At 63.4% G+C, this 20191-nt stretch carries 20 protein-coding genes and 1 riboswitch; of the genes, 17 read left to right on the forward strand and 3 right to left on the reverse strand.

Translation table 11 applies throughout. The features are described from left to right. Positions 1–170: 170 nt before the first annotated feature. Entirely contained in the window at positions 171–611 is a 441-nt protein-coding gene (locus ACRTG1_RS03935) for a hypothetical protein (RefSeq protein WP_204360857.1), read from the reverse strand. Between the two features lie 102 nt (positions 612–713). Here ACRTG1_RS03935 and ACRTG1_RS03940 point away from each other — a divergent pair, with 102 nt between their 5' ends. From ACRTG1_RS03940 to ACRTG1_RS03950, 3 genes are read left to right on the forward strand one after another with little or no spacing between them, the layout of a single operon-like run. After that, a complete protein-coding gene (locus ACRTG1_RS03940; RefSeq protein ID WP_113153795.1) occupies positions 714–1904 on the forward strand; it encodes an NAD(P)/FAD-dependent oxidoreductase in 1191 nt (396 codons plus the stop codon). A 22-nt stretch (positions 1905–1926) separates the two neighbouring features. Continuing rightward, positions 1927–2349 carry a DUF1641 domain-containing protein gene (locus ACRTG1_RS03945; RefSeq protein WP_299940962.1) on the forward strand — a complete coding sequence of 141 codons (423 nt, stop codon included), beginning with the start codon at positions 1927–1929 and terminating at the stop codon, positions 2347–2349. Beyond that, positions 2346–2801 carry an iron-sulfur cluster assembly scaffold protein gene (locus ACRTG1_RS03950; protein ID WP_432515772.1) on the forward strand — a complete coding sequence of 152 codons (456 nt, stop codon included), beginning with the start codon at positions 2346–2348 and terminating at the stop codon, positions 2799–2801. The genes ACRTG1_RS03945 and ACRTG1_RS03950 overlap by 4 nt, the downstream gene beginning before the upstream one ends. A gap of 53 nt (positions 2802–2854) precedes the next feature. On the opposite strand, the gene ACRTG1_RS03955 is transcribed toward ACRTG1_RS03950, so the two are convergent. Next, positions 2855–3457 carry a TetR/AcrR family transcriptional regulator gene (locus tag ACRTG1_RS03955; RefSeq protein WP_432515773.1) on the reverse strand — a complete coding sequence of 201 codons (603 nt, stop codon included), beginning with the start codon at positions 3455–3457 and terminating at the stop codon, positions 2855–2857. Between the two features lie 92 nt (positions 3458–3549). On the opposite strand from ACRTG1_RS03955, the gene ACRTG1_RS03960 reads away from it, so the two are divergent. Then, positions 3550–4341, forward strand: coding sequence for a crotonase/enoyl-CoA hydratase family protein (locus tag ACRTG1_RS03960; protein WP_317090288.1), 792 nt, complete (start codon positions 3550–3552; stop codon positions 4339–4341). A 5-nt stretch (positions 4342–4346) separates the two neighbouring features. Next, positions 4347–4769, forward strand: coding sequence for a DUF1330 domain-containing protein (locus ACRTG1_RS03965; RefSeq protein ID WP_432515774.1), 423 nt, complete (start codon positions 4347–4349; stop codon positions 4767–4769). 30 nt (positions 4770–4799) lie between these two features. On the opposite strand, the gene ACRTG1_RS03970 is transcribed toward ACRTG1_RS03965, so the two are convergent. Beyond that, positions 4800–5621: a GntR family transcriptional regulator gene (locus tag ACRTG1_RS03970; protein ID WP_206548800.1), complete on the reverse strand. Its 822-nt coding sequence runs from the start codon at positions 5619–5621 to the stop codon at positions 4800–4802. 196 nt (positions 5622–5817) lie between these two features. Here ACRTG1_RS03970 and fahA point away from each other — a divergent pair, with 196 nt between their 5' ends. From fahA to ACRTG1_RS04030, 12 genes are all read left to right on the forward strand, one after another. Next, a complete protein-coding gene (gene fahA / locus ACRTG1_RS03975; RefSeq protein ID WP_432515775.1) occupies positions 5818–7143 on the forward strand; it encodes a fumarylacetoacetase in 1326 nt (441 codons plus the stop codon). A 19-nt stretch (positions 7144–7162) separates the two neighbouring features. Then, positions 7163–8191 (forward strand): ABC transporter substrate-binding protein, encoded by a 1029-nt coding sequence (locus tag ACRTG1_RS03980; protein WP_206548798.1) that lies wholly within the window; start codon positions 7163–7165, stop codon positions 8189–8191. Beyond that, complete coding sequence (locus tag ACRTG1_RS03985) at positions 8191–9009, forward strand: ABC transporter ATP-binding protein (RefSeq protein ID WP_206548797.1); 819 nt, start codon at positions 8191–8193, stop codon at positions 9007–9009. Before ACRTG1_RS03980 ends, ACRTG1_RS03985 begins: the two co-directional genes overlap by 1 nt. Continuing rightward, positions 9002–9835 carry an ABC transporter permease gene (locus tag ACRTG1_RS03990; RefSeq protein WP_206548796.1) on the forward strand — a complete coding sequence of 278 codons (834 nt, stop codon included), beginning with the start codon at positions 9002–9004 and terminating at the stop codon, positions 9833–9835. The genes ACRTG1_RS03985 and ACRTG1_RS03990 overlap by 8 nt, the downstream gene beginning before the upstream one ends. 224 nt (positions 9836–10059) lie before the next feature. Beyond that, a riboswitch (cobalamin riboswitch) is annotated at positions 10060–10256 on the forward strand. Between the two features lie 173 nt (positions 10257–10429). Then, the gene (locus ACRTG1_RS03995) at positions 10430–11485 is read left to right on the forward strand and encodes an LLM class flavin-dependent oxidoreductase (RefSeq protein WP_317090291.1); all 1056 of its coding nucleotides are present in this window, start codon (positions 10430–10432) and stop codon (positions 11483–11485) included. Beyond that, complete coding sequence (locus ACRTG1_RS04000; protein WP_432515776.1) at positions 11485–12474, forward strand: ABC transporter substrate-binding protein; 990 nt, start codon at positions 11485–11487, stop codon at positions 12472–12474. The genes ACRTG1_RS03995 and ACRTG1_RS04000 overlap by 1 nt, the downstream gene beginning before the upstream one ends. Before the next feature lie 24 nt (positions 12475–12498). After that, positions 12499–13668 (forward strand): FecCD family ABC transporter permease, encoded by a 1170-nt coding sequence (locus tag ACRTG1_RS04005; RefSeq protein WP_432515777.1) that lies wholly within the window; start codon positions 12499–12501, stop codon positions 13666–13668. After that, positions 13665–14477 carry an ABC transporter ATP-binding protein gene (locus ACRTG1_RS04010; RefSeq protein WP_432515778.1) on the forward strand — a complete coding sequence of 271 codons (813 nt, stop codon included), beginning with the start codon at positions 13665–13667 and terminating at the stop codon, positions 14475–14477. Before ACRTG1_RS04005 ends, ACRTG1_RS04010 begins: the two co-directional genes overlap by 4 nt. A 136-nt stretch (positions 14478–14613) precedes the next feature. Next, on the forward strand, positions 14614–15981 hold the full coding sequence (locus tag ACRTG1_RS04015) for an O-antigen ligase family protein (RefSeq protein WP_224924673.1): 1368 nt from the start codon (positions 14614–14616) through the stop codon (positions 15979–15981). 185 nt (positions 15982–16166) lie between these two features. Continuing rightward, positions 16167–16739, forward strand: coding sequence for a GbsR/MarR family transcriptional regulator (locus tag ACRTG1_RS04020; RefSeq protein ID WP_206553408.1), 573 nt, complete (start codon positions 16167–16169; stop codon positions 16737–16739). Next, complete coding sequence (gene cydD / locus ACRTG1_RS04025) at positions 16736–18493, forward strand: thiol reductant ABC exporter subunit CydD (protein ID WP_432515779.1); 1758 nt, start codon at positions 16736–16738, stop codon at positions 18491–18493. Before ACRTG1_RS04020 ends, cydD begins: the two co-directional genes overlap by 4 nt. After that, positions 18490–20181 carry an amino acid ABC transporter ATP-binding/permease protein gene (locus ACRTG1_RS04030; protein WP_432515780.1) on the forward strand — a complete coding sequence of 564 codons (1692 nt, stop codon included), beginning with the start codon at positions 18490–18492 and terminating at the stop codon, positions 20179–20181. Before cydD ends, ACRTG1_RS04030 begins: the two co-directional genes overlap by 4 nt. Positions 20182–20191: the final 10 nt, after the last annotated feature.

A 20191-nucleotide genomic window follows, 5' to 3' on the forward strand; every position in this document is an offset into this window, starting at 1 on the left:
GGCTCATAACCTGAAGGTCGCAGGTTCAAATCCTGCCCCCGCAACCAAATCAACGAACAAACCCCGCTGCACACGCCGCGGGGTTTTTTGCGTTCTAACGCTCCAGAAAACCGACCAGATTCCCAGAAACCCAAAGGCACGGGCACAGCTGACATGCGTTGCCCCGTCGCTCAGAGACGCTCCCGGGACGCTGAACCGCGCCTGTCCTCACCAAGCCCCGGACCACCCCGGTAAAGACGCTGAAGCGTCGAAACCATCTCCTCGAAACTCTTGTCCAGCTCAACGCAGCTCCGGCGCGTCGGGACAAGATGCGTCGAACGCCCGCTGCGCACTCGCTCCAGAAATCCAGAAGCCTCAAGCTCAAGGATCTTCCGGTGCGTCGTCGAAAGCGGAAGACCCAACGTCATCGAAAGCGAAGATAGATCGTAAAATCGACCCTCAATCTTCCCCGTGATGATCGTACGAACAATCAAAGCATCCAAAGGACCGCCCCACAAACCAGTCTCAATCGCATAAAAACGGTTGAGACATTCGATGATCTGGGCCTGAACGACCTGGCGGATTTCCGTTTCCTGCATGCGCGTTTCCCCCGCCATATCGAACCTTTCCATTCTGGAAACATCCGCCGGCGCTGCCTTTCTCCTGCATGCTAATCCTCTGAGATGACGGATCAAGATATCTGCGCCAGCTAAGTGAAAGCAGGGAGGTTAGCGTTGACCAAACATATACTTATCGTGGGAGGCGGCATCGGTGGCACGATGACGGCCAACAGCATCGTCGCCAAGATGTATCCCGAAATCGCGCGGGGAGAAATCAAGGTCACGCTCCTGTCCGATTCCCCATGGCACTACTACAAGCCAGCCTTCATGTATGTCGCTTTCGACATGTTCTTCGAGGGCGAGTTACGGCGCAAACAGCGCACGCTCCTGCGCCCCGAGATCACCTTCGAGGTGGACAAGGTGGTGCATTTCGACTTTGCGGGCTCCTCCGTGAAGACGCAGAGCGGAAAGACGATTGGCTACGACTACATCGTCGTTTCGACGGGCTGCCTGCCCGCACCCGAGCGCATTCCGGGCCTCAAGGAAGGCGGCGACTATTTCTATCAGTACGGCCCCGCGCGCCAGCTTGCCGAGAAGCTGCGCAATTTCGAGAAGGGGCGCATCTTCATCACCGTCAACTTCCCGAAGACGCCGAATGTGCCGCATCAGTGCGGCATCGCGCCGATGGAAACCACGCTGATGGTGGATGAATATCTGCGCCGCAAGGGCGTGCGCGAGCAGTGCGAAATCGTCTACACCTATCCAACCGTTTCGCAGCTTCTGCGCAACTGCCTGTTCCTGCAGCAGGAGGTGTGTGAGGTGCTGCCGCCGGTGTTCGAAGCCAAGGGCATCAAGTATCAGCGCGGCTTCACGCTGGACTCCGTGGACGCGGGCAAGAAGATCGCCCACTCGGAAGAGGGCGGTGAAGAGGCGTTCGATCTTCTCATGTGTACGCCGCCGATCCGCGCGGTCGATGCGGTTCTGGAAAGCGGCATTTCGCAGGCTCCGAACAATGAGGGCTGGCTGCCCACCGACCGCCAGACGCTGCAGCTCGAAGGCCACCCCAACGCCTACATCATGGGTGACACGGTCGATCTGCCGATCTCCAAGGCCGGCGGTTCCTGTCACAACCAGTGCCCGGTGATCGCCAACAACATCGCCGGCGACATCCGGCTTGGCCGCACGGTCGATGCCTATGACGGCAAGGTTCAGGCCGTGGCGCAGATGGGCCTCGAGGCCGGCATGCCGCTCTGGTACGACTATGACGAGGACGTGCATCCCACCCCGCCGACCAAGGTCGGGGGACTGCTCCGCAAGGCCTTCAATCGCGGAATCTACTGGTCCGTCGCGCGCGGCATCATCTGACAACGGCATCCGGAGGAAAACAATGAACGATACAGTCATGGACACGCCCGAAGCCGCTGCCGGAGCACCGAAGGCGCTCGCCGCAATGGATGAAGCCACCGAGCGCGGGCTCGTGGAGCTTCTCGAGAAGCTTGCACCGCTCCTGCAGGGCCGCCGTCTTCACAATCTGGTCGATCTCGCATCGCTTGCATCCGACGGCGTCGACATGTTCGACGACGCGATGGTGCAGAAACTGATGAAGGCCTATGAGGAAAGCGTGGGCGCTGCGTGGAACGTCGGCAATGCCGCGCGCTATGCCGCGACACAGACCGCACAGGCCCAGGTGCCATCCCTTCTCGGCCTGCTGCGCGTGGCCGGCAATGAGGATGTGCGGCGCGGGCTTTATTTTGCGCTGACCTTTCTGTCGGTTCTCGGCCGGCAGATGAAGGATGACAGCGTCGAATGAGCGCCGATGCGGACCTGGCCGCGCTCTATCAGCGCGGCCTGCGGGATCTGGCCGCCGGGGTTCGCACTGACAGGCGGCTCGTCCCGGCGGATGCCTCAATCACCCGGACGAGCCGCACCTGCGGCAGCACGGTAACGCTTGATGTGCAGTGGCGGGGCGATGCGATTGGCGCGCTTGGGTGGCGCACGCGCGCTTGCACACTCGGCATGGCGTCTACCGCCATCGTCGTGCGCCATGCCACTGGAGAGACCTGCGCCGGCGTCGGCGAGATTGCCGGTCTGCTGCGCCGCCTTCTGGCGGGAGAAGCGGTCACTTTTCCCGAACCCTGGCGGGATCTCGCCATGTTCGAGGCGGCGCGGGCGTTTCCAAGCCGTTTCGGATCGATCCTGCTGCCGTTCGAGGCAGTCGCCGGCGCATGTGCCGAGCGGGGGCAGCCCGGCACCGCGCTTTGACACGTTCAGAAGGCATGGGTTTTCCAAAGCCCGTTGTGCGGGGGAGGCCTCGGTCAGGCTGCCGTGCTCTGTGTCGGGTATGACGAATGGATCAGCGTTCTGGCGGCCTGTCCGGCGGCTTCCGCATAGTCTGCGTCGCGGTGCACCAGAAGCGTTGAGAATACGCCGTCGAGCAGAACCACAATCTGGCGGGCGATCGCCGCAGGATTGTCGATCCCGCTTTCGGTGAGTTCGCCTGAAAGCCAGTTCTCGAATTTCTTCTTGTGGCTCGCGCCGATCACCATGGCTGGGTGTCCCGGCAGATTGGCCAGCTCGGCTGCGGTGCGCAGGAAGCCGCAGCCGCGCCATGCGGGATGGCGCGCGGATCGGGCGACGCCCGTGAAAATCGCCTCAACCCGGTCCGCCACATCGCCTTCAGCACTCCTGAACCAGCTTTCGAACAGATCGAGATTTGGCTGGTCGCGGGAACTGAGATACTCGGCGACGAGGTCATCCTTGCTTCTGAAATGATAGTAGAAGGTCTTCTTGGTTACGCCCGCTTCCTCTGCAACGGCATCGACGCTGACGGCGCGAATCCCTTCCCGATAGAACAGCTTGCTTGCTGCATCGACGACCCGTTCGCGGGCCGGTTTGGGCTTCTGCTGTTTCGTGTTCATCGGATGCCGCAACCATGTATACTAACCAGTGAGTTTCCATGCAGCGTGCCCGGTCCTAACCTTTCTGTCAATTCAACTGGAGAGGCAGGAAAATGCAGAACACCGTGCTTTGCGAAAGGAAGGGGCGTATCGCGCTTCTGACGCTGAATCGCCCGTCGAAACTGAACGCTCTGAATTACGCGACCAATGATCGGCTGCTGTCCCTGCTCGATGAGATCGAGGCGGATGAGGCAATCGGCGCCGTGGTGGTGACAGGGGCGGGGGATCGGGCGTTTTCGGCTGGCGGAGACATTCATGAATTCGCCGAGAGCATAAGGCAGGGCGCAGAAGAAGCGGTGCGCGCCTTCTGTCGTCGCGGCCAGCAGATGACGGCGCGCTTCGAGGCGTTTTCCAAGCCGGTGATCGCGGCGGTCAATGGCATCGCCTTCGGAGGCGGCTGCGAGATCACCGAAGCGGTGCATCTGGCGGTTGCCTCCGAGCAGGCGATTTTCGCGAAACCGGAGATCAATATCGGCATTCCGCCGACATTTGGCGGCACGCAGCGCCTGTCGCGACTGGCGGGGCGAAAGCGCGCGCTGGAACTTCTTCTGACGGGAGATACGTTCGGGCCGCAGCGCGCCCATGAGCTGGGGCTGGTGAACAGGGTGGTGCCTGCGGAAGATCTGCTTCCTGCGGCGTTTGAGCTGGCGGAGCGCATCCTGCAGCATTCGCCACTGGCGGCCGCCCGGATCATCTCGGCCGTGACGCGGGGCATAAACACGACGATTGAAGAGGGGCTTCTGATCGAGCGCGAACAGTTTGCCCGCATGTGCGCGACGGCAGATGTGCATGAAGGGCTCGACGCATGGATCGAACGGCGTACGCCCGTCTATCAGGGAAGGTGAAGCAGATGACGCGTTACACCGGTTTCACCAAGGAGATCTGGGAGGCGTTTCGGGCGGATGCACGGCCGGGGCCGGTCCAGATGCTCAATCTCATCAAGCTGCGTGAGCGGGCGGATTATCCGGATGGCCGGGTGGCAAGCGGTCGGGACGCCTATGCGGAATACAGCCGGATCAGCGCGCCCGTTCTGGAACGGCTGGGCGGGCGCATCGTCTGGCGGGGCGGTTTCGAGCTGATGCTGATCGGCCCGCAGGCAGAGGCGTGGGACATCTGCTTCATTGCCGAATATCCATCGGTCGGCGCGTTTGCGCAGATGATGCGCGACCCGGCCTACCATGAAGCGCTGCCGCATCGTCAGGCCGGCGTTACGGACAGTCGGCTCGTCCGCTTCGCCCCGCAGCCCACCGGTGTGAATTTCGCCGGGGGCTGAAGGCGGCTTCCGGTTGCTAGAGCCCTGATCCTAGAGCAGTTTGTAGAACTTCTCGAAGGCGAGATAGGTCGACTTCACGTGCTGCCGGGCAAGCAGCTCCGCCTCGCGCGGGTCGCGCGCGGCAATCGCATCGGCAATCAGTTCGTGCTGCTTCTGAAAGAGAGCGGCTTCTTCGCGTGAGACGAACTGTGCAAAACGATGTGCGAAGTAATACTGCATGTTCTTCCTGATCGAATCGACCAGGCGTTCATTGCCCGAGGCGGCAAAGATCAGCCCGTGCAGTTCGCGGTTCGAGGTCAGGCGATCCGATATGTCTTCGAAGCCGAGTTCGGACCGCGCCCGCGTTGAAGCCACGATTGAGGCGATCTCTTCATCGCTTGCGCGAATGGCGGCCTGCGCCGTGGCGAAACCTTCGAGCGCCATGCGCACTTCATAGGATTCGCGAATCTGAACGAGGTCCAGCTTGCGGACTTCCCAGCCGCGCTTGCGGCGCGAGAGGAGCCCGTCGGCGGAAAGGCGCTGCATCGCCTCGCGCACCGGGGTGCGGCTGACGGCGAGCGCTTCGCCGATCTCCGCTTCGATCAACGGTGTGCCGGTGGACAGCGCGCCGGTGCGGATGGCGATGCGAAGCATCTCATAGACGAGCTCGACAAAGGGGACGGCCTGGGCGCCACCCTTTTCGGTATCCGCCTGCTGAGCCTCGCCCTGACGCAGCGCGCCAGCGATCTGCCAGAAATCATCGCCGGCAATGACGCGCTCCTCAAGCTTGCGCAGCCAAGAAGGTGCGGTCTGACCGGACGGCATCATGCGCTCGCGCGGCAAAGGCCCTTCGATGACCCAGGCTCCATTCATTTGATGCTGCTCCCTGAGGATATTCATGTGGCTCAAATCGCTCCCTGATCAACCTGAGGAGCCCGAACCGCCGAAGCACAACCAATATTCCATAAAGCGTGCTCCATTCAAACCTTTGTTTGCATCCCTTGACGTATTCGTTTTTGGATGCTTTTTTGTATGCAAACTTTGTAACCAATCATCGGCATAACAATCAATGACAATCTGGACGCTCGACGAAACGCATGATCCCAACGCGGAAAGCTGGGTTCCCAGCGCCAATCTGGAGACCTCGGCGTTCGGCCTGCAAAACCTGCCCTATGGCGTCGCCACGGCAGGGGATGATGCAGAAGCGGTGATTGTCGTTGCCATTGGCGACCAGGCGCTCAATCTGTCGGCCTGCGCCGCAGCGGGGCTTCTCGATGAAATCTTCGGCGCGGATGCGCGCGGCATTTTGTGTCGGGACGATCTGAATGCGCTGATGGCGCGTTCGCCGGCGGAATGGCGTGCGCTGCGCCTGTGGCTGCACCGCGCCCTGCGCGCCGGCTCCGAGATGCAGTCGAGCATCGAGGGGTTCCTTCTGCCGATTGAAACCCTGCAGATGCGCATGCCGGCGCGGATCGGCGACTACACGGATTTCTACTGCTCGGTCGAGCACGCCACCAATGTCGGCAAGCTGTTCCGGCCGGACAATCCGCTGCTTCCGAACTTCAAGAGCCTGCCGGTTGGCTATCACGGGCGCGCGTCCTCCATTGGTGTGTCGGGTGCAGAGGTGCGTCGTCCCAATGGCCAGATCCGGGTGGGTGGCGACATCGTTTTCGCGCCGAGCCGCATGCTCGATTACGAGCTGGAACTGGGCGCGTTCATCGGCGGCGGCAGAAACGACAGCGGCGTGCACCGTCTGCCGGAAGCGCGGGAACGGCTGTTTGGCGTGTGCCTCGTCAATGACTGGAGCGCGCGCGACATTCAGGCCTGGGAATACCAGCCGCTTGGTCCGTTCCTTTCCAAGAGCTTTTTAACGACCATCTCGCCCTGGGTGGTGACGATGGAAGCGCTGGCTCCTTTCCGGGTGGCGGCGCGCGAGAGGCTGGCGGACGATCCGCCGCTGCTCGACTATCTCGCCGATCAGGACGAGGCCGAGGGCGGCGCTCTGAACATCGATCTGACGGTGCGTCTTGAGAGCGCGGCGATGCGGGAGCGCGGCGATCAACCGCTCACCGTGACGCGCGCCAATGCGGCGGGGCTCTACTGGACCTTCGGACAGATGATCACGCACCACATGACCAATGGCTGCCCGATGATGCCGGGCGACATGATCGCCAGCGGCACGATCTCCGGCGAAAAGCCGGGGTCGCAGGGTTGCATGCTCGAGCTGACGCGCCGCGGCGCGGAGCCGCTGGATCTGGGCAATGGAGAGAGCCGCAGCTTTCTGCAGGACGGAGATGAAATCGTACTCGAAGGCCGATGCGAACGGGAGGGTTTCCGGGCAATTGGCTTTGGCGAGTGCCGTGGAGCCGTGCTCCCGGCATCTGACTGGTCGTAGGCAAAACAGGGAGGACCGAATGTTTAACGACTGCAAGACAATGGCACAGAAGGCATCGCGCTGGATGCGCCACATGGGCGTGGCGGCTGCCGCGCTCGCAATCACCGGCGGGGTCGCCATGGCCCAGGAGCTGAAGCAGGTCACGGTGGTTCTGCCGGGCTCTTCCGCGATGGCCTGGTATCCGATGATCGTTGCGCAGCAGCGCGGTTTCTTCGAGGAAGAAGGCCTCGAGGTCACGATCAAGAGCCTGGACGGATCGGGTGCCGTTCTTCAGGCCATGGAAGCTGGCCGCGCTGAATTCGGCGCACCTGGACCGGGCCCGGTGCTGAACGCCGTTGCGCGCGGCGCTGACGTAAAATTCTTCTACAACCTGTTCTCGCGCGGCCTGTTCGTGCTTGCCGGTGACCGCAATGACGGCATCGAAAGCGCAGAAGGCCTGCGTGGCACGCAGATCGGCGTGTCCACCGCCGACGGCGCCGAGGTTTCGTTCGCCCGCAGCGCGCTTGCATCCGTTGGTGTCGAGCCGGACGAATACAAGTTCGTGACCATCGGTCAGGAAGGCATGGCCGTGACGGCGTTCGATCGTGACACGATCCACGCTTTTGCAGCATCCTTCACCGGTATCGCGGTTCTGAAGGACCGTGGCGTCGATGTGATCGACCTCACGCCCGAGGGCCTCGACCTGTTCGGCAACGGTCTGGCTGTTCGCGGTGAGATCTACCGTGACAACCCGGAGATGGTGGCCGGCTTCGCTAAGGCGATCCACAAGGCAACCAAATGGGGCATGGAGAACCCGGAAGGCGTTCTCGAAGACGGCGAGACCTACAATCCGCAGGAAGTGGAACGCCGTGAATATGCGCGTGCTCTTCTCGAGACCGTGAACCAGCAGTATGCGCCCATCGGCGGCAACACGCTCGGCTACCTGCCGGAGAGCGGCTGGAATGCATGGCACAAGAGCCTGCTCGACACGGGCGAACTTGATGCAGCGATCGAGGATCTGTCGGTCGTCTACACCAATGAGTTCGTCGAAAACCTGGAGGCCAAGTGATGCATGATGTGCGGTCGGACGGGGACGCGATCCTTCGTCTTGATAATGTAAACAAGCATTACCGCCGCGCACGATCAGGCCAAGCCGACATCATCCATGCCGCCAAGGATGTGTCGTTTGAGCTGGAGAGGGGCCAAATGGCCTCTCTCGTCGGTGCGAGTGGGTGTGGCAAGTCGACTGTTCTGAAGATGATTGCCGGCCTGATCCCGCCGACGGGCGGAGAAATCACGCTCAGAGGCGAGGCTCTGACCGGGCCGAATGAGCATATCGGCATCATGTTCCAGCAGCCCACGCTTCTGCCGTGGCGCAGCGTGATGGAAAACGTGCTGCTGCCCATCGAAATCCGCGAGGGGCGGAATGCCGCGAATGCTGCGCGCGAACGCGCAACGCAACTTCTCGAGATGGCGGGACTTGCCGAGTTTGCCAATGCAGTGCCGGCAGAGCTTTCCGGCGGCATGGCGCAGCGCGCGGCCATTTGCCGGATGCTGGTGACCCAGCCGGAAATCCTGCTCCTGGACGAACCGTTCGGCGCGCTGGATGAATTTACGCGCGAGCAGATGAATGTGGAGTTCGAGCGGATCTGTCGTTCGCGCGAGGCCACGGCCATCATCGTTACGCACTCTATCCAGGAAGCGATCTTCCTGGCGGATTCCGTCTTCGTGATGTCACCGCGACCGGGCCGGATCGTCAAGCGCATCGACATTGATCTGCCGCGTCCGCGTACGCCCGACATGATTACCGGCAACCGCTTCAACGAATATGTCCGCGAAATTCACGACCTGTTGTTCGGAAGCGGAGAGGGGGCCAGCCATGACTGACAAGGAAACTGTCGATCCCGAGGTGCTGATCGCGCTTGCCGAAAATGAACGCAAGACGCTGATCGAGCGCACGCCGCAATGGCTGCTCGTGCTGCTGTTCGGTGCGGCCGTTGTCACGGTGTGGCACATGGCCGTCACCTATAGCGGCATCTCGCAGCTGGTTCTGCCGGGGCCCTATCAGGTTCTGCAGGACCTCATCTTCACGCTCAACAATCTGTTCACCGGCGGTTATGTGGCCCATGCCACATGGATCACGCTGGTCGAGGTTGTCTTCGGCTTTCTGCTGGCTTCGGCCATCGGCCTCACGCTCGGCATGATCATCGGCGCGACCACGCTGGGGCGCAAGGCTATCATGCCCTATGTGGTGGCGATCAACACGATGCCGAAGGTGGCCTTCGCGCCGCTGTTCGTGGCGTGGTTCGGCTTCGGCATCGAGTCGAAGATCATGATGGCCGCGTTCATCTCGTTCTTCCCCGTGACGATCAACACGGCGGCGGGCCTGGCGGCAACCGACAGCAACATGTCGATGCTGTTCAAATCTCTTGAGGCGAACCGCTGGCAGACGCTCATCAAGCTGCAGATGCCCTATGCGACGCCCTACATCTTCGCCGGTCTCAAGCTGGCGGCAGTGTGGAGCGTGATCGGCGTTGTCGTCGGCGAGTATATGGGCGGCGGCGAGGGCCTGGGCGAGCTGGTCCGTGTCGCGGCAAGTCAGCTGCGCGTTGGCCGTGTTTTCGCGCAGATCCTTCTGCTCAGCCTGATGGGTCTCTCGGTGTTCGGTTTCGTGACACTGCTCGAGCGCTATTTCGTGCGCTGGAGGCGTTAGATCGCCGCGCGTTCGTTCGGATGCACAAAGGACGATCGAAACACTTGATAGAGGATCGGACCGAAAACCGGTTTCCGCTTTTCGGTCCGATCCTCGAAATTTCTCCCCACAACATTGTTGTGTTTCCCAACTTGCACCCGCCTATCCGGCGGGTGTCTTTTTGTGTGGGAGCCGTTCTTTCGCGCAAACGCCATTCGCGGTTGCGTCGCGGTTCCTTCGCGGATAGGGTCGCCGCCGCATGCGGTTCCGCCTTTCGCGGATGAAAAGGGAACCCGGTGCGGTCTGCCAGACAGACCAATTCCGGGACTGCCCTCGCAACTGTAAGCGGCAAGTTCTTTCCAATGCCACTGGCGAAAGCCGGGAAGGCGGACCGAACGTTCGAGCCGCGAGTCAGGAGACCTGCCTCATGCATAGACCATGAACGCCGGACGAGGTGCGCCGGCAGGAGGCCCAGAATGCATGCAGGCGCTTTGCCGGCAATGAGTCCGTCTATCGGGACGTCACGTCTCCGATCCGTTTCCCGATTTCCTTCGGCGCAGGCCGAACTGAGCCGATTGTTCCAATGTGGTGCGCCGCATTCGGGCGGGTCGCGCCATGCGCGTTGATCTGGCAGGCTTTGCCCGTGAAGGCGCGCTTGGCGACCACCGGGCGCTGATGCGTCTTGTCGAACGGGCGGACGCGCTTGGTTTCGGCGGCGTCTGGTTCAACGAATTTCATTTCGGTCGCGAAACGCTGCCCTATCCGTCCACGCTTCTGCTTGGCGCGGAGGTTCTGGCGCGGACGGAGAGGCTGCGGTTCGGCACGTCGATCCTCGTTTTGCCGCTCTATCATCCGCTGCTGCTTGCCGAGCAGATCGCGCAGCTCGATTTTCAGAGCGGCGGGCGCGTGGATGTGGGGATCGGGCGCGGCACCGAGCCCGGCACATTCACCGCGCTCGAGATTTCGCGCGATGACGCATCAAGGCGGTTTGCCGAAGCGCTGAGGATCATGATCGACGCCTGGACGAAACCACATTGTTCGGCGGATGGCGGGCCGTGGCGTTTTTCCAACGTCTCCGTCGGGCCGCCGCCGGTGCAAAAGCCGCATCCGCCGATCTATGTCGCCGGCGTCTCGGAAGAGACGGTCGACATCGCCGCCAGGAACGGTTTTCCGCTTCTCCTGAGCCTCGAACCCAATGAAGCGCGGCAATTGCCCGTGTTTCATGCAGCACTTGATCGCCATGGTGGATCGCGCGCGCCGCTCGTTGCTTCATCGCTGTCGCGTTACGTGATGATCGCGCCGACCCGGGCGGAGGCCATGGAGCGGGTCGATGCGCTTCTGGAAAAGCTCAATGCACGGCGCGCGGCACGGGCGCTGGAGCGTGGAATGCAGCCGCCTGCGCTGCGTGATCGCGCCGCCATGCTGGCGGATTTCACCATCGCGGGAACGCCCGAGGATTGCCTTGCACAATTGCGCGCGCTCTCGGCGGAGACCGGCGCGAACAGCATTCGCTGCCTGTTCAGCGCCAACGGCCTGATCGCCAACGATGTGGCGCTCGCCGGCATGGAACTGTTTGCAGCGGAGGTCATGCCAGCGCTCGGCCAGCCAGAACAACCCCCATCCCCAGTTGAAAGCGCCGGCGGCATGCCGGCCATAGAAGGAGTGAATTGATGTCGCGATTAATCGGTCTGCGCGGGCTTGCGGTCGCAGGTTTCGTTCTGGTGTCTGCGCCCGCCTTTGCCGATGAGGCGGACTTTCCCTATACGGATGAGAATTGCGGCTACACCACCACCTATGAAGCGCCGCCGGCGCGGGCGGTGACGCTGAGCAACAACGCCACGGAGATGATGCTGGCGCTCGGTCTGGAAGACCGCATGGCCGGGACCTCCTATATGGCGAACCTCAAAATCAGCCCCCAATACGAGGCGGCGTACAACACGGTTCCCGTGCTTTCACCGCTGGTCGCCACTACCGAACAGCTCATCGAGGCGGAGGCCGATTTCGTCTATGCCGGTTATCCGGACGGGTTCAGCGAAAGCCGCCACACGCGCGATCAGCTTCACGATCTGGGCATGAAAACCCGCCTCAACACCGAGGGCTGCAATCTCGGCAAGTTCGGTTTCGACGAGCTTTATGCGGAAATCCGCTCCATGTCGGCAATCTTCGGCGTGCGCGAGCGCGGCGAGGCTTTGATCGCCGACATCGAGGAGCGCCTTTCCGAGGTGGAAGCAAAGCTCGATGGCGTTGAGGCCATGCCGGTGTTCATCTTCAATGGCGGCGAATCCGCACCGCGCGCCGTGCTCGGAAACACCATGCTTTCGCATGTGGTTGAGCGGGCCGGCGGGGCGAACATCTTTGGCGATGTGGCAAACCGCTATGGCCAGGTCTCCTGGGAGCAGATCGCCGAACGCGCGCCTGAATACATCGTTGTCTATTATTCAGGCACGGCCGGTGGCCAGGTGGTTGGCGATCCGGCCGGCGAACTGGGCCAGGCGCGCATCGAGATCCTGAAGGCCAACCCGACGGTGGAGAATGTGCCCGGCATTGCGGGCGAGAAATTCGTCACCATCGATTCCGTCTGGGGACAGCCGGGGCCGAGCTCCATCGATGCGGTGGAAAAGCTCGCACGGGCATTCCATCCCGACCGGATCGAAAAGTAGCCGGCTTAGATACGGTTTCTAACGATGCATGCACCGGCCTCCAGAGAGGAAAAGGCGAACAGCCATGAAGCGCTGATCGCCATTCTCCAGTCCGCGCCGCCCGCGCGGGGCGGGGCCGTGCAGCATGGTCTTGAGGGTGGGGCGTCGCGGCGTGGCGTTACCGGCTATGCGCTGGTCATCGTCTTCATGGTTGCGCTGCTTCTCGGCGTTTCTCTTGCCGGGCTGATGCTTGGCTCGGTGCATATCCCCGGCGGCACGGCGCTCGCCATTCTCGCCAATCTCGTGTTCGGCGACGGGCTTGTCGAACCGGACTGGCGCACGGCTTACGAAACCATCGTCGTTCAGACGCGCATGCCGCGCGTCTTCCTTGCGGCTCTTGTCGGGGCGAGCCTTGGCGTGACGGGCATGACGATCCAGTCCATCGTTCGCAACCCACTGGCGGGGCCGGGCATTCTGGGCGTTTCGTCCGGTGCGGCCACCGGTGCTGTGGTGGTGATGCGCTGGGGGCTTCTGGGATTTGGCGCGTTCACGCTGCATATTTCGGCCTTTCTGGGCGGGCTCGTCACGCTGTTTGTCGTGTTCTGGGTGGCGCGCACCGGCGGCCAGATGACCCCGACACGGCTTGTGCTCGCGGGCGTGGCGATGAGCGCCATTCTGAGCGCGCTGACGAGCCTGATCGTGCTGACATCGCCGGACCCGCAGCTTGCTTCCCGCGTCCTGTTCTGGACGCTGGGCGGTTTCGGTACGGCGCAATGGAAGCTCATTCCCATACCGCTTGCCGCCCTTGCGCTCGGGCTTGGCGTGATGCTGGTGCAGGCGCGCCGGCTGAACCTGCTGATGGCCGGAGACGAAAGCGCTGTGGCGCTCGGCCTCAATGTGCAGCGCTTTCGCCAGAGCATGTTCGTGCTGGCGGCAGCGCTCACCGGCATCACCGTGGCGGTGTCCGGTGTGATCGGCTTTGTCGGGCTCATCATGCCGCACATCGTGCGTTTCCTTGTCGGCGCGGATCATCGCCGCGCATTGCCGGCGGTGGCGCTTCTGGGGGCGAGCTTCACCATTGGCGCGGACCTCGTGGCGCGCACGGTCATCGCGCCGCTGGAGCTGCCGGTGGGCATCGTCACCGCGCTGGTGGGCGGGCCGTTCTTCATCTGGCTGCTGCGGCGCGATGCGCGCGCGCTTGGCGGTGCGCGATGAGCATGGAACCGGGAACGCTCGACCTGCGCTCGGTCACGTTTCGCGCGGGCGACAGGGTGCTGGTCGATGATGTGTCGATCAGCGTGGGCAAGGGCGAGATGGTCGGTCTTCTGGGGCCGAACGGCGCCGGAAAATCGAGCCTTCTGCGCACAATCTATCGCATCAACCGGCCGTCGTCCGGCTCGGTTTTCGTCGATGGCGAGGATGCCTGGCGGCAGCCGACCGAGTGGGTGGCGCGCAATGTGGGCGCGGTGCTGCAGGACATGCCGGCGGAATTTCCGCTGACCGTGCGCGATGTGGTGGCCATGGGGCGCTCCGCACACAAGCGGCTTCTGGAGGCAGACACGGCGCATGATCACGCGCTGATCGCGGCGGGGCTCGAACTCTTGGGGCTGACGGCGATGCAGGAGCGCGCGTTCCGCACGCTGTCGGGCGGCGAGCGGCAGCGCGTGCTCGTCGCGCGTGCGCTGGTGCAGCAGCCACGGCTTCTCGTTCTTGATGAGCCGACGAACCATCTCGACATTCACCACCAGCTCCAGCTCCTGCGTTTCATGCGCGGGCTGGGCACCACTGTGGTTGCCGCGCTGCACGATCTCAATCTGGCGGCCATGTTCTGCGACCGGCTGTGCGTTCTGGATCATGGCAGGCTGGTTGCAGCGGGCACGCCGGACGCGGTGCTCACACCGGCGCTTCTGAAGCGGGTCTACCGGATCGACGCGACAATAGGGCGGCATCCCGAAACGGGCACGGTGTGGGTGATGCCATCCGCCGCGCCTCCCATAGGCGCAAACGGCGTGGATCATAATTAACGCAGCCTTAAGCGGCGTCGCGCTTTATGGGGCAAGCGCAACAGGTTCTGATCCCGGTATGGCGAGCAACCCCGAACTTTCCCGATTGGCAGCCGTGACCTCCCAGGGGTCGCGCGGCAGCGGGCGCGGGTAGGCCATGAGCAGCACATATTCAGGGCCCTACGGGGCGGATGATTACAGTGCAGGCGCGCACCGCGCGGAGGCCAGCCGGAAGAAGCCCTCCTTCATCACGCGGATGGTTGCGACGGGGCAGCCCTCCACGGTCATTGCGGCGGTGCTCCTCACCATTCTGATGATTTCCTTCCGCCCGTTCCAGCCATCCGGGCCGCAGCTGAGCGGCAGCGGCGGCGACATCGTCAATCAGCTTGGCTTTGGCGGGCTTGGCGCGGTGGCGCTGGCCTCGCTGCTGATGCTCGTTGACCGGCGGGTGCTGGTGGCGCTCCTGAGCCCGTGGTGGCTTCTTCTGCTTGGCTTCCTCGCCATTGCCACGCTCAACACGCCGGTGCCCACCGACACGATGCGCACCGTGGCGTTCTCCCTCATCGGCATCCTGACCGTGGCGGCCATTCTGACGCTGCCGCGCGATGCGGATGCATTTTCGCGCGTGCTTGTCTTCGCCGGTTTCGTGATCCTCGGGCTTTCCTATTTCGGGGTCGTCGCCCTGCGCGATGTCGCGGTTCACCAGGCCTATGATGTCGAAGCGCAGCATGCGGGCCTGTGGCGCGGCGTCTTCACGCACAAGAACATTGCCGGTCCGGTCATGGCCGGCCTCTCCTTCGCCGGGCTCTATCTGTGGCGGCGCGGCTGGCGCTGGTCTGGCGGGGCGATTGCCGTTCTGGCGATGATCTTCGTCTTCCACACCGGCTCCAAGACCACCACGGCCACGGTGCCGCTGGCCGGTATGCTGGTGGCGCTGCCCGGTCTCTTCGGGCTGCGCTCGCTGGTGCCGGTTCTGGTGATCGCGGCGGTGGCAACGCTTGCCGTGGCCACGCTCGGCATTGTCTATATCGGGCCGGTGAAGGATCTTGCGGCAACGCTCGCGCCGGATCTCACCTATACCGGCCGCACGCCCATCTGGGATTATGCCGGAGACATGATCGCGAAGAAGCCATTGTTCGGCTACGGCTTCGAGAACTTCTGGCTCACGCAGACCGTGTTTTCCTCCGACCATCCATTTGATCGGTCGTGGGACATTCGCGGCACGGTTCACGGGCACAATGGCTATGTCGACATGGCGCTTGGCATGGGGCTTCTGGCGCTCTGCACCGCCATCATCACCTTTCTCTTCGTGCCGTTGCGCGACTTTGCGCGCACCCCGCCCTATCGCGAGAACATCTTTCTCGCCGATCTCTTCATGATGATCGTGACGTTCAGCCTGTTCAACGCGTTTCTGGAGAGCTTCTTCTTCCGCCGCACAGACCCGGTCTGGATGCTCTTCGTCATGTCCGTTCTAGGCCTGCGTCTCGTGGCGCGGTTCAGGGTGCCGACGCGCATAGAGCGCTGAGTTTTCCTTTCCGGTCAAAAGCTGACGTCCAGCCGACATGTCGGCGCGCTATGAAAGCGTGACGGCAATGGGCGCGCAGCCCCTGCTGCATAACGGCGCACCGTGTGCGGCAGGCTTGCGTTCGGAACGGCAGGGTTCTACACAAATTTCAGAAATTACTGAAATCAATGTCAGGTGTGTTCATCATGAACCTCCCGCCACTTTTGCAGTCCTTCGTGCTGCACTTTGGAGAAATGGGCAGCCGCTGGGGCATCAACCGCACGGTCGGGCAGATCTATGCACTGCTCTATGCTTCATCGAAGCCGCTCTGCGCGGATGACATTGTCGAAGCGCTTTCCATTTCGCGCTCGAATGTCTCGATGAGTCTGCGCGAGCTACAGGCTTGGAATCTCGTTCTTCTGAAACATATTCCAGGAGACCGGCGCGATTACTTCACGACGCCGGACGATGTCTGGCAGATTCTGCGCACCCTCGCCGAGGAGCGCAAGAAGCGCGAAGTCGACCCCACGCTTTCGGTGCTGCGCGAGCTTTTGATGCAGTCGCCGGGCAGCGAGGAAGAGCGTCATGCACAGGCCAAGCTGGCGGAAATGCAGACGCTCATTGAGCAACTGACGAAATGGTATGACGATGTGAAACATCTCGAGACGGAGCAGCTTGCGACATTGCTGAACCTCGGCTCCAAAGTGACGAAACTGATCGACACCAAGGACCGGATTGTTTCGCTCGGCCGCAAGCGCAAGGGATCGAAGACGTCATGACGAGTGTTGACGCGGCCCTTGAAGAGCGCTCCGCGCCCGCAGCCGGTCGCGCGGTTTCGCGCGCGCATCCGGCAGGACGGCAAGGCGACGCCGCGCAGGCAGAAAAGGGTGTCAGCCGCGCGGCGGTTCTTCTGCAGGTGACGGCTTCTCTCCTGTGGCTCCCGCAGGCGGCGCTTCTGGCCATGGCGGTTGGCGGCATTGCGGCGGGTGAGGGCGCATCGGCGGCGTGGCTTCCCGCCCTTGGCATTCTTGTTCTCGGTGTGGCCCGGTCAGTGGCCGATGGCGCTGGCAGTCGTCTGGCCTTCCGGCAGGCGCGCAGCCAGCTGAGCGCATTGCGCGTTCAGGCGGTGGCGGCGCTTTGCGAAACCTCGCCGCTCGATACGACGCGGCCCTCGTCGGGACTGGCCGCCAGCACGCTTGCGGAGCAGGCGGAAGCCATCGTTCCCTATGTGGCGCGTTTTCGCCCGGCGCGTCAGAAGGCGGCAATCGTGCCGCTTGCCATTCTCGCCTGCGTGTTCGTTTACTCCTGGGTGGCCGGGCTGGTGCTTCTGCTTGCCGCTCCGCTTATTCCCATCTTCATGGCGCTGGTCGGCTGGCGCGCCAAGCAGGCGAGCGAGGAACAGCTTGCCGAAATGGGCAGCATGAACGCGTTCCTGATGGACCGGCTGCGCGGCCTGACCACCATCCGCAGTTTCGACGCCGTGGACCGCACCGCCAACCGGCTGCGCGCCAGCGCCGAAGATCTGCGCCGCCGCACCATGGCGGTGCTGCGCATTGCCTTCCTGTCGTCTGCAGTGCTGGAACTCTTTGCCGCGCTCGGTGTGGCGATGGTCGCCGTCTATGTGGGGTTCCACCTGCTGGGCGAACTGAATTTCGGCGCATGGGGCGGCAAGCTGACCCTGGCCGAAGGGCTCTTCATCCTGCTTCTGGCCCCGTCCTTCTTCGAGCCGCTGCGCGATCTCTCCGCTGTCTGGCATGACCGGGCGTCCGGGCAGGCCGCGTTCGAGGCGCTGGAAAAACTGGCGCAGTCGGGCCGGCATCTGGTGGGCGCATCCGCCACGCCGACATCTTTGCGGGAGGGGCAGCCGGGTGCGCTCTCGCTTTCGGTCGAGGATCTGCGCTTCAGTCACACGGCCGAAGGCGCGCCGGTCTTCTCCGGTTTCGATCTCCATATCCAGCCCGGCGAACGGGTCGCGCTGATGGCTCCAAGCGGCGAGGGAAAGTCGACGCTCCTTGCCCTTATTGCGGGCCTGGTTGCGCCAGATGGCGGGACGATCCGCATCGATGGACGCACACTGGACGATGCCGGTGCGGCAGATCTGCGTAGGGCAATCGCCTGGATCGGGCAGGATCCGCACATTTTCCCCGGCACGATCTCCAGCAATGTCGCACTGGGCCGCGAAGGCGTGGGACCGAAGCAGGTTTCCCATGCGCTTGAGGCGGTCAGCCTGTCGCGGCTTGCCGCTGCGCGTGGTCCGGCCATGATCGGCGAAGGCGGTTTCGGCCTGTCGGGCGGTGAGGCGCTGCGGCTCGCGCTGGCGCGCGCGGCGGCAACGCCCGAGACCGGCCTCGTGCTCGCCGACGAACCGACAGCGCATCTCGACCGGGAAACGGCGCAAGAGATTGCCGACAGCCTTCTGCGCATCAGCGCGGGCAAGACGCTGGTGGTCGCCACGCACGATCCGGTGCTGGCGAGCCGCATGGATCGCGTGATCACGCTGCAGACGCCGCAGACTGCAGGAGGCGCGTTATGACCCGCAGCCGCAATCTTCGCGCGGTGGCCGCGCTTTTCTGGGCGGGCAACCGCAACAAGCTTCTCGCCGGCGCGCTGCTGTCGCTCGCCACGGTTCTGTGCGGCATCGCGCTTCTCGGTCTGTCGGGCTGGTTTATCGCCGCCACGGCCATTGCCGGGCTTTCCGTGGCGACTGCGCTCGCCTTTGACGTTTTTGCGCCCTCCGCCGGCATTCGCTTTCTCGCACTCGCACGCACCGCATCGCGCTATGGCGAGCGGATCGTCACCCATGACGCGACGCTGGAAGTGCTTGCCGAACTGCGCGAGAGACTGTTTCGCGGCTGGGCCGTTGCGGGTGCCGCCCGCGCCATGATGGCGCGTCCCGCGCGTCTGCTGTTCCGGCTGACCATCGATATCGACGCACTGGACTCGCTCTATCTCAGGGTGATGGTGCCGCTGTTTTCCGCCGCCGGCGCTGCGCTTGTCGCGGGGCTTGCGCTCGGCTTCATCGATGTTCGCCTCGGCCTCGGCGTGGCGCTGTTTCTTCTGGCGGTCGGGCTTGGTGTGCCGGCTTTTGCCGCGCGTCACGCGGAACGCCCGGCGCGCCGGCGGGCCCATGCACTTGAGGTTTTGCGCGCGCGCAGCATTGATCTCGTGCGCGGTCAGGGCGAGCTTGTCATGGCAGGCCGCCTCGACGCCCAGAGCATGTCCATTGCCGAAGCGGATGCACGGCTTGCCGATGCCGACGACGCCATGAACCGCACGGAAACCGGCGTCAGTGTCGCGCTCGGCGTGGCCGGGGCCGTCTTGCTGGCGGCAGTCCTTCTCGTCGTCGCGACGCTGGCCGAGGCCGGCCAGATCGGCGCGCCGGTCGCAGCGCTGGCGCTTCTGGTCGCGCTGACGGCAACCGAGCCCTTCGCGGCCCTGCGGCGTGGCGCAGTGGAACTTGGCCGAACGCTGATGGCCGTGCGCCGTGTCGGCCCGCGCCTCAATGGCGAAGAAAATGCGCCGGAAAATAAAATCCCGCAGGATGCCGGCATTGCCATTCGTCTGGAAGGCGTGACCGCACGCCATCCGGGCGCTGCGGAGGTTGCGCTTGCGGATGTATCGCTGCGCATCGACCGTGGCGAGCGCATCGCGCTGGTGGGGCAGAGCGGGGCAGGCAAGTCCTCCCTTCTTTCGGTGATCGCCGGCGAGCTGGCAGCCGATCAGGGCGATGTGGCCAGCCTGCCGGCCACGCTGTTCACCCAGCGCACGGAACTCTTTCACGACACGCTGCGCGGCAATCTCGCGCTCGCCAATCCGGTTGCGGATGACGACGCCATGCTGGCGGCGCTGGGGGCTGCGGGTCTTTCACGTCACCTAGCGAACCTGCCTGCCGGGCTCGACACGTGGCTTGGTGAAGGCGGTGCGGGCTTCTCTTCCGGTCAGGCGCGCCGGCTTGCCATGGCGCGGCTGGTGCTGCGCGATGCGCCGGTCTGGCTCCTTGATGAGCCGACAGAAGGGCTTGATCGTGAGACAGCAAACGACGTGATCGCGCGGGTCGCCAATTATGCCTCGGGCAAGACCCTGATGGTATCGACGCATATACGGCGCGAAGCAGAAGGGGCGGATCGCATCCTTCACATGAACAATGGCCGGATCGTCGCCGATGTGCGGCGTGGCACGGCCGACTATGAAAGTCTGCTCGACGGTCTGAGACCGGATTGAGCGCTTCCCC

Origin of the sequence: Nitratireductor sp. PBL-C9 (genome assembly GCF_050877045.1) — a bacterium.
GTDB classification, from domain to species: domain Bacteria; phylum Pseudomonadota; class Alphaproteobacteria; order Rhizobiales; family Rhizobiaceae; genus Nitratireductor; species Nitratireductor aquimarinus.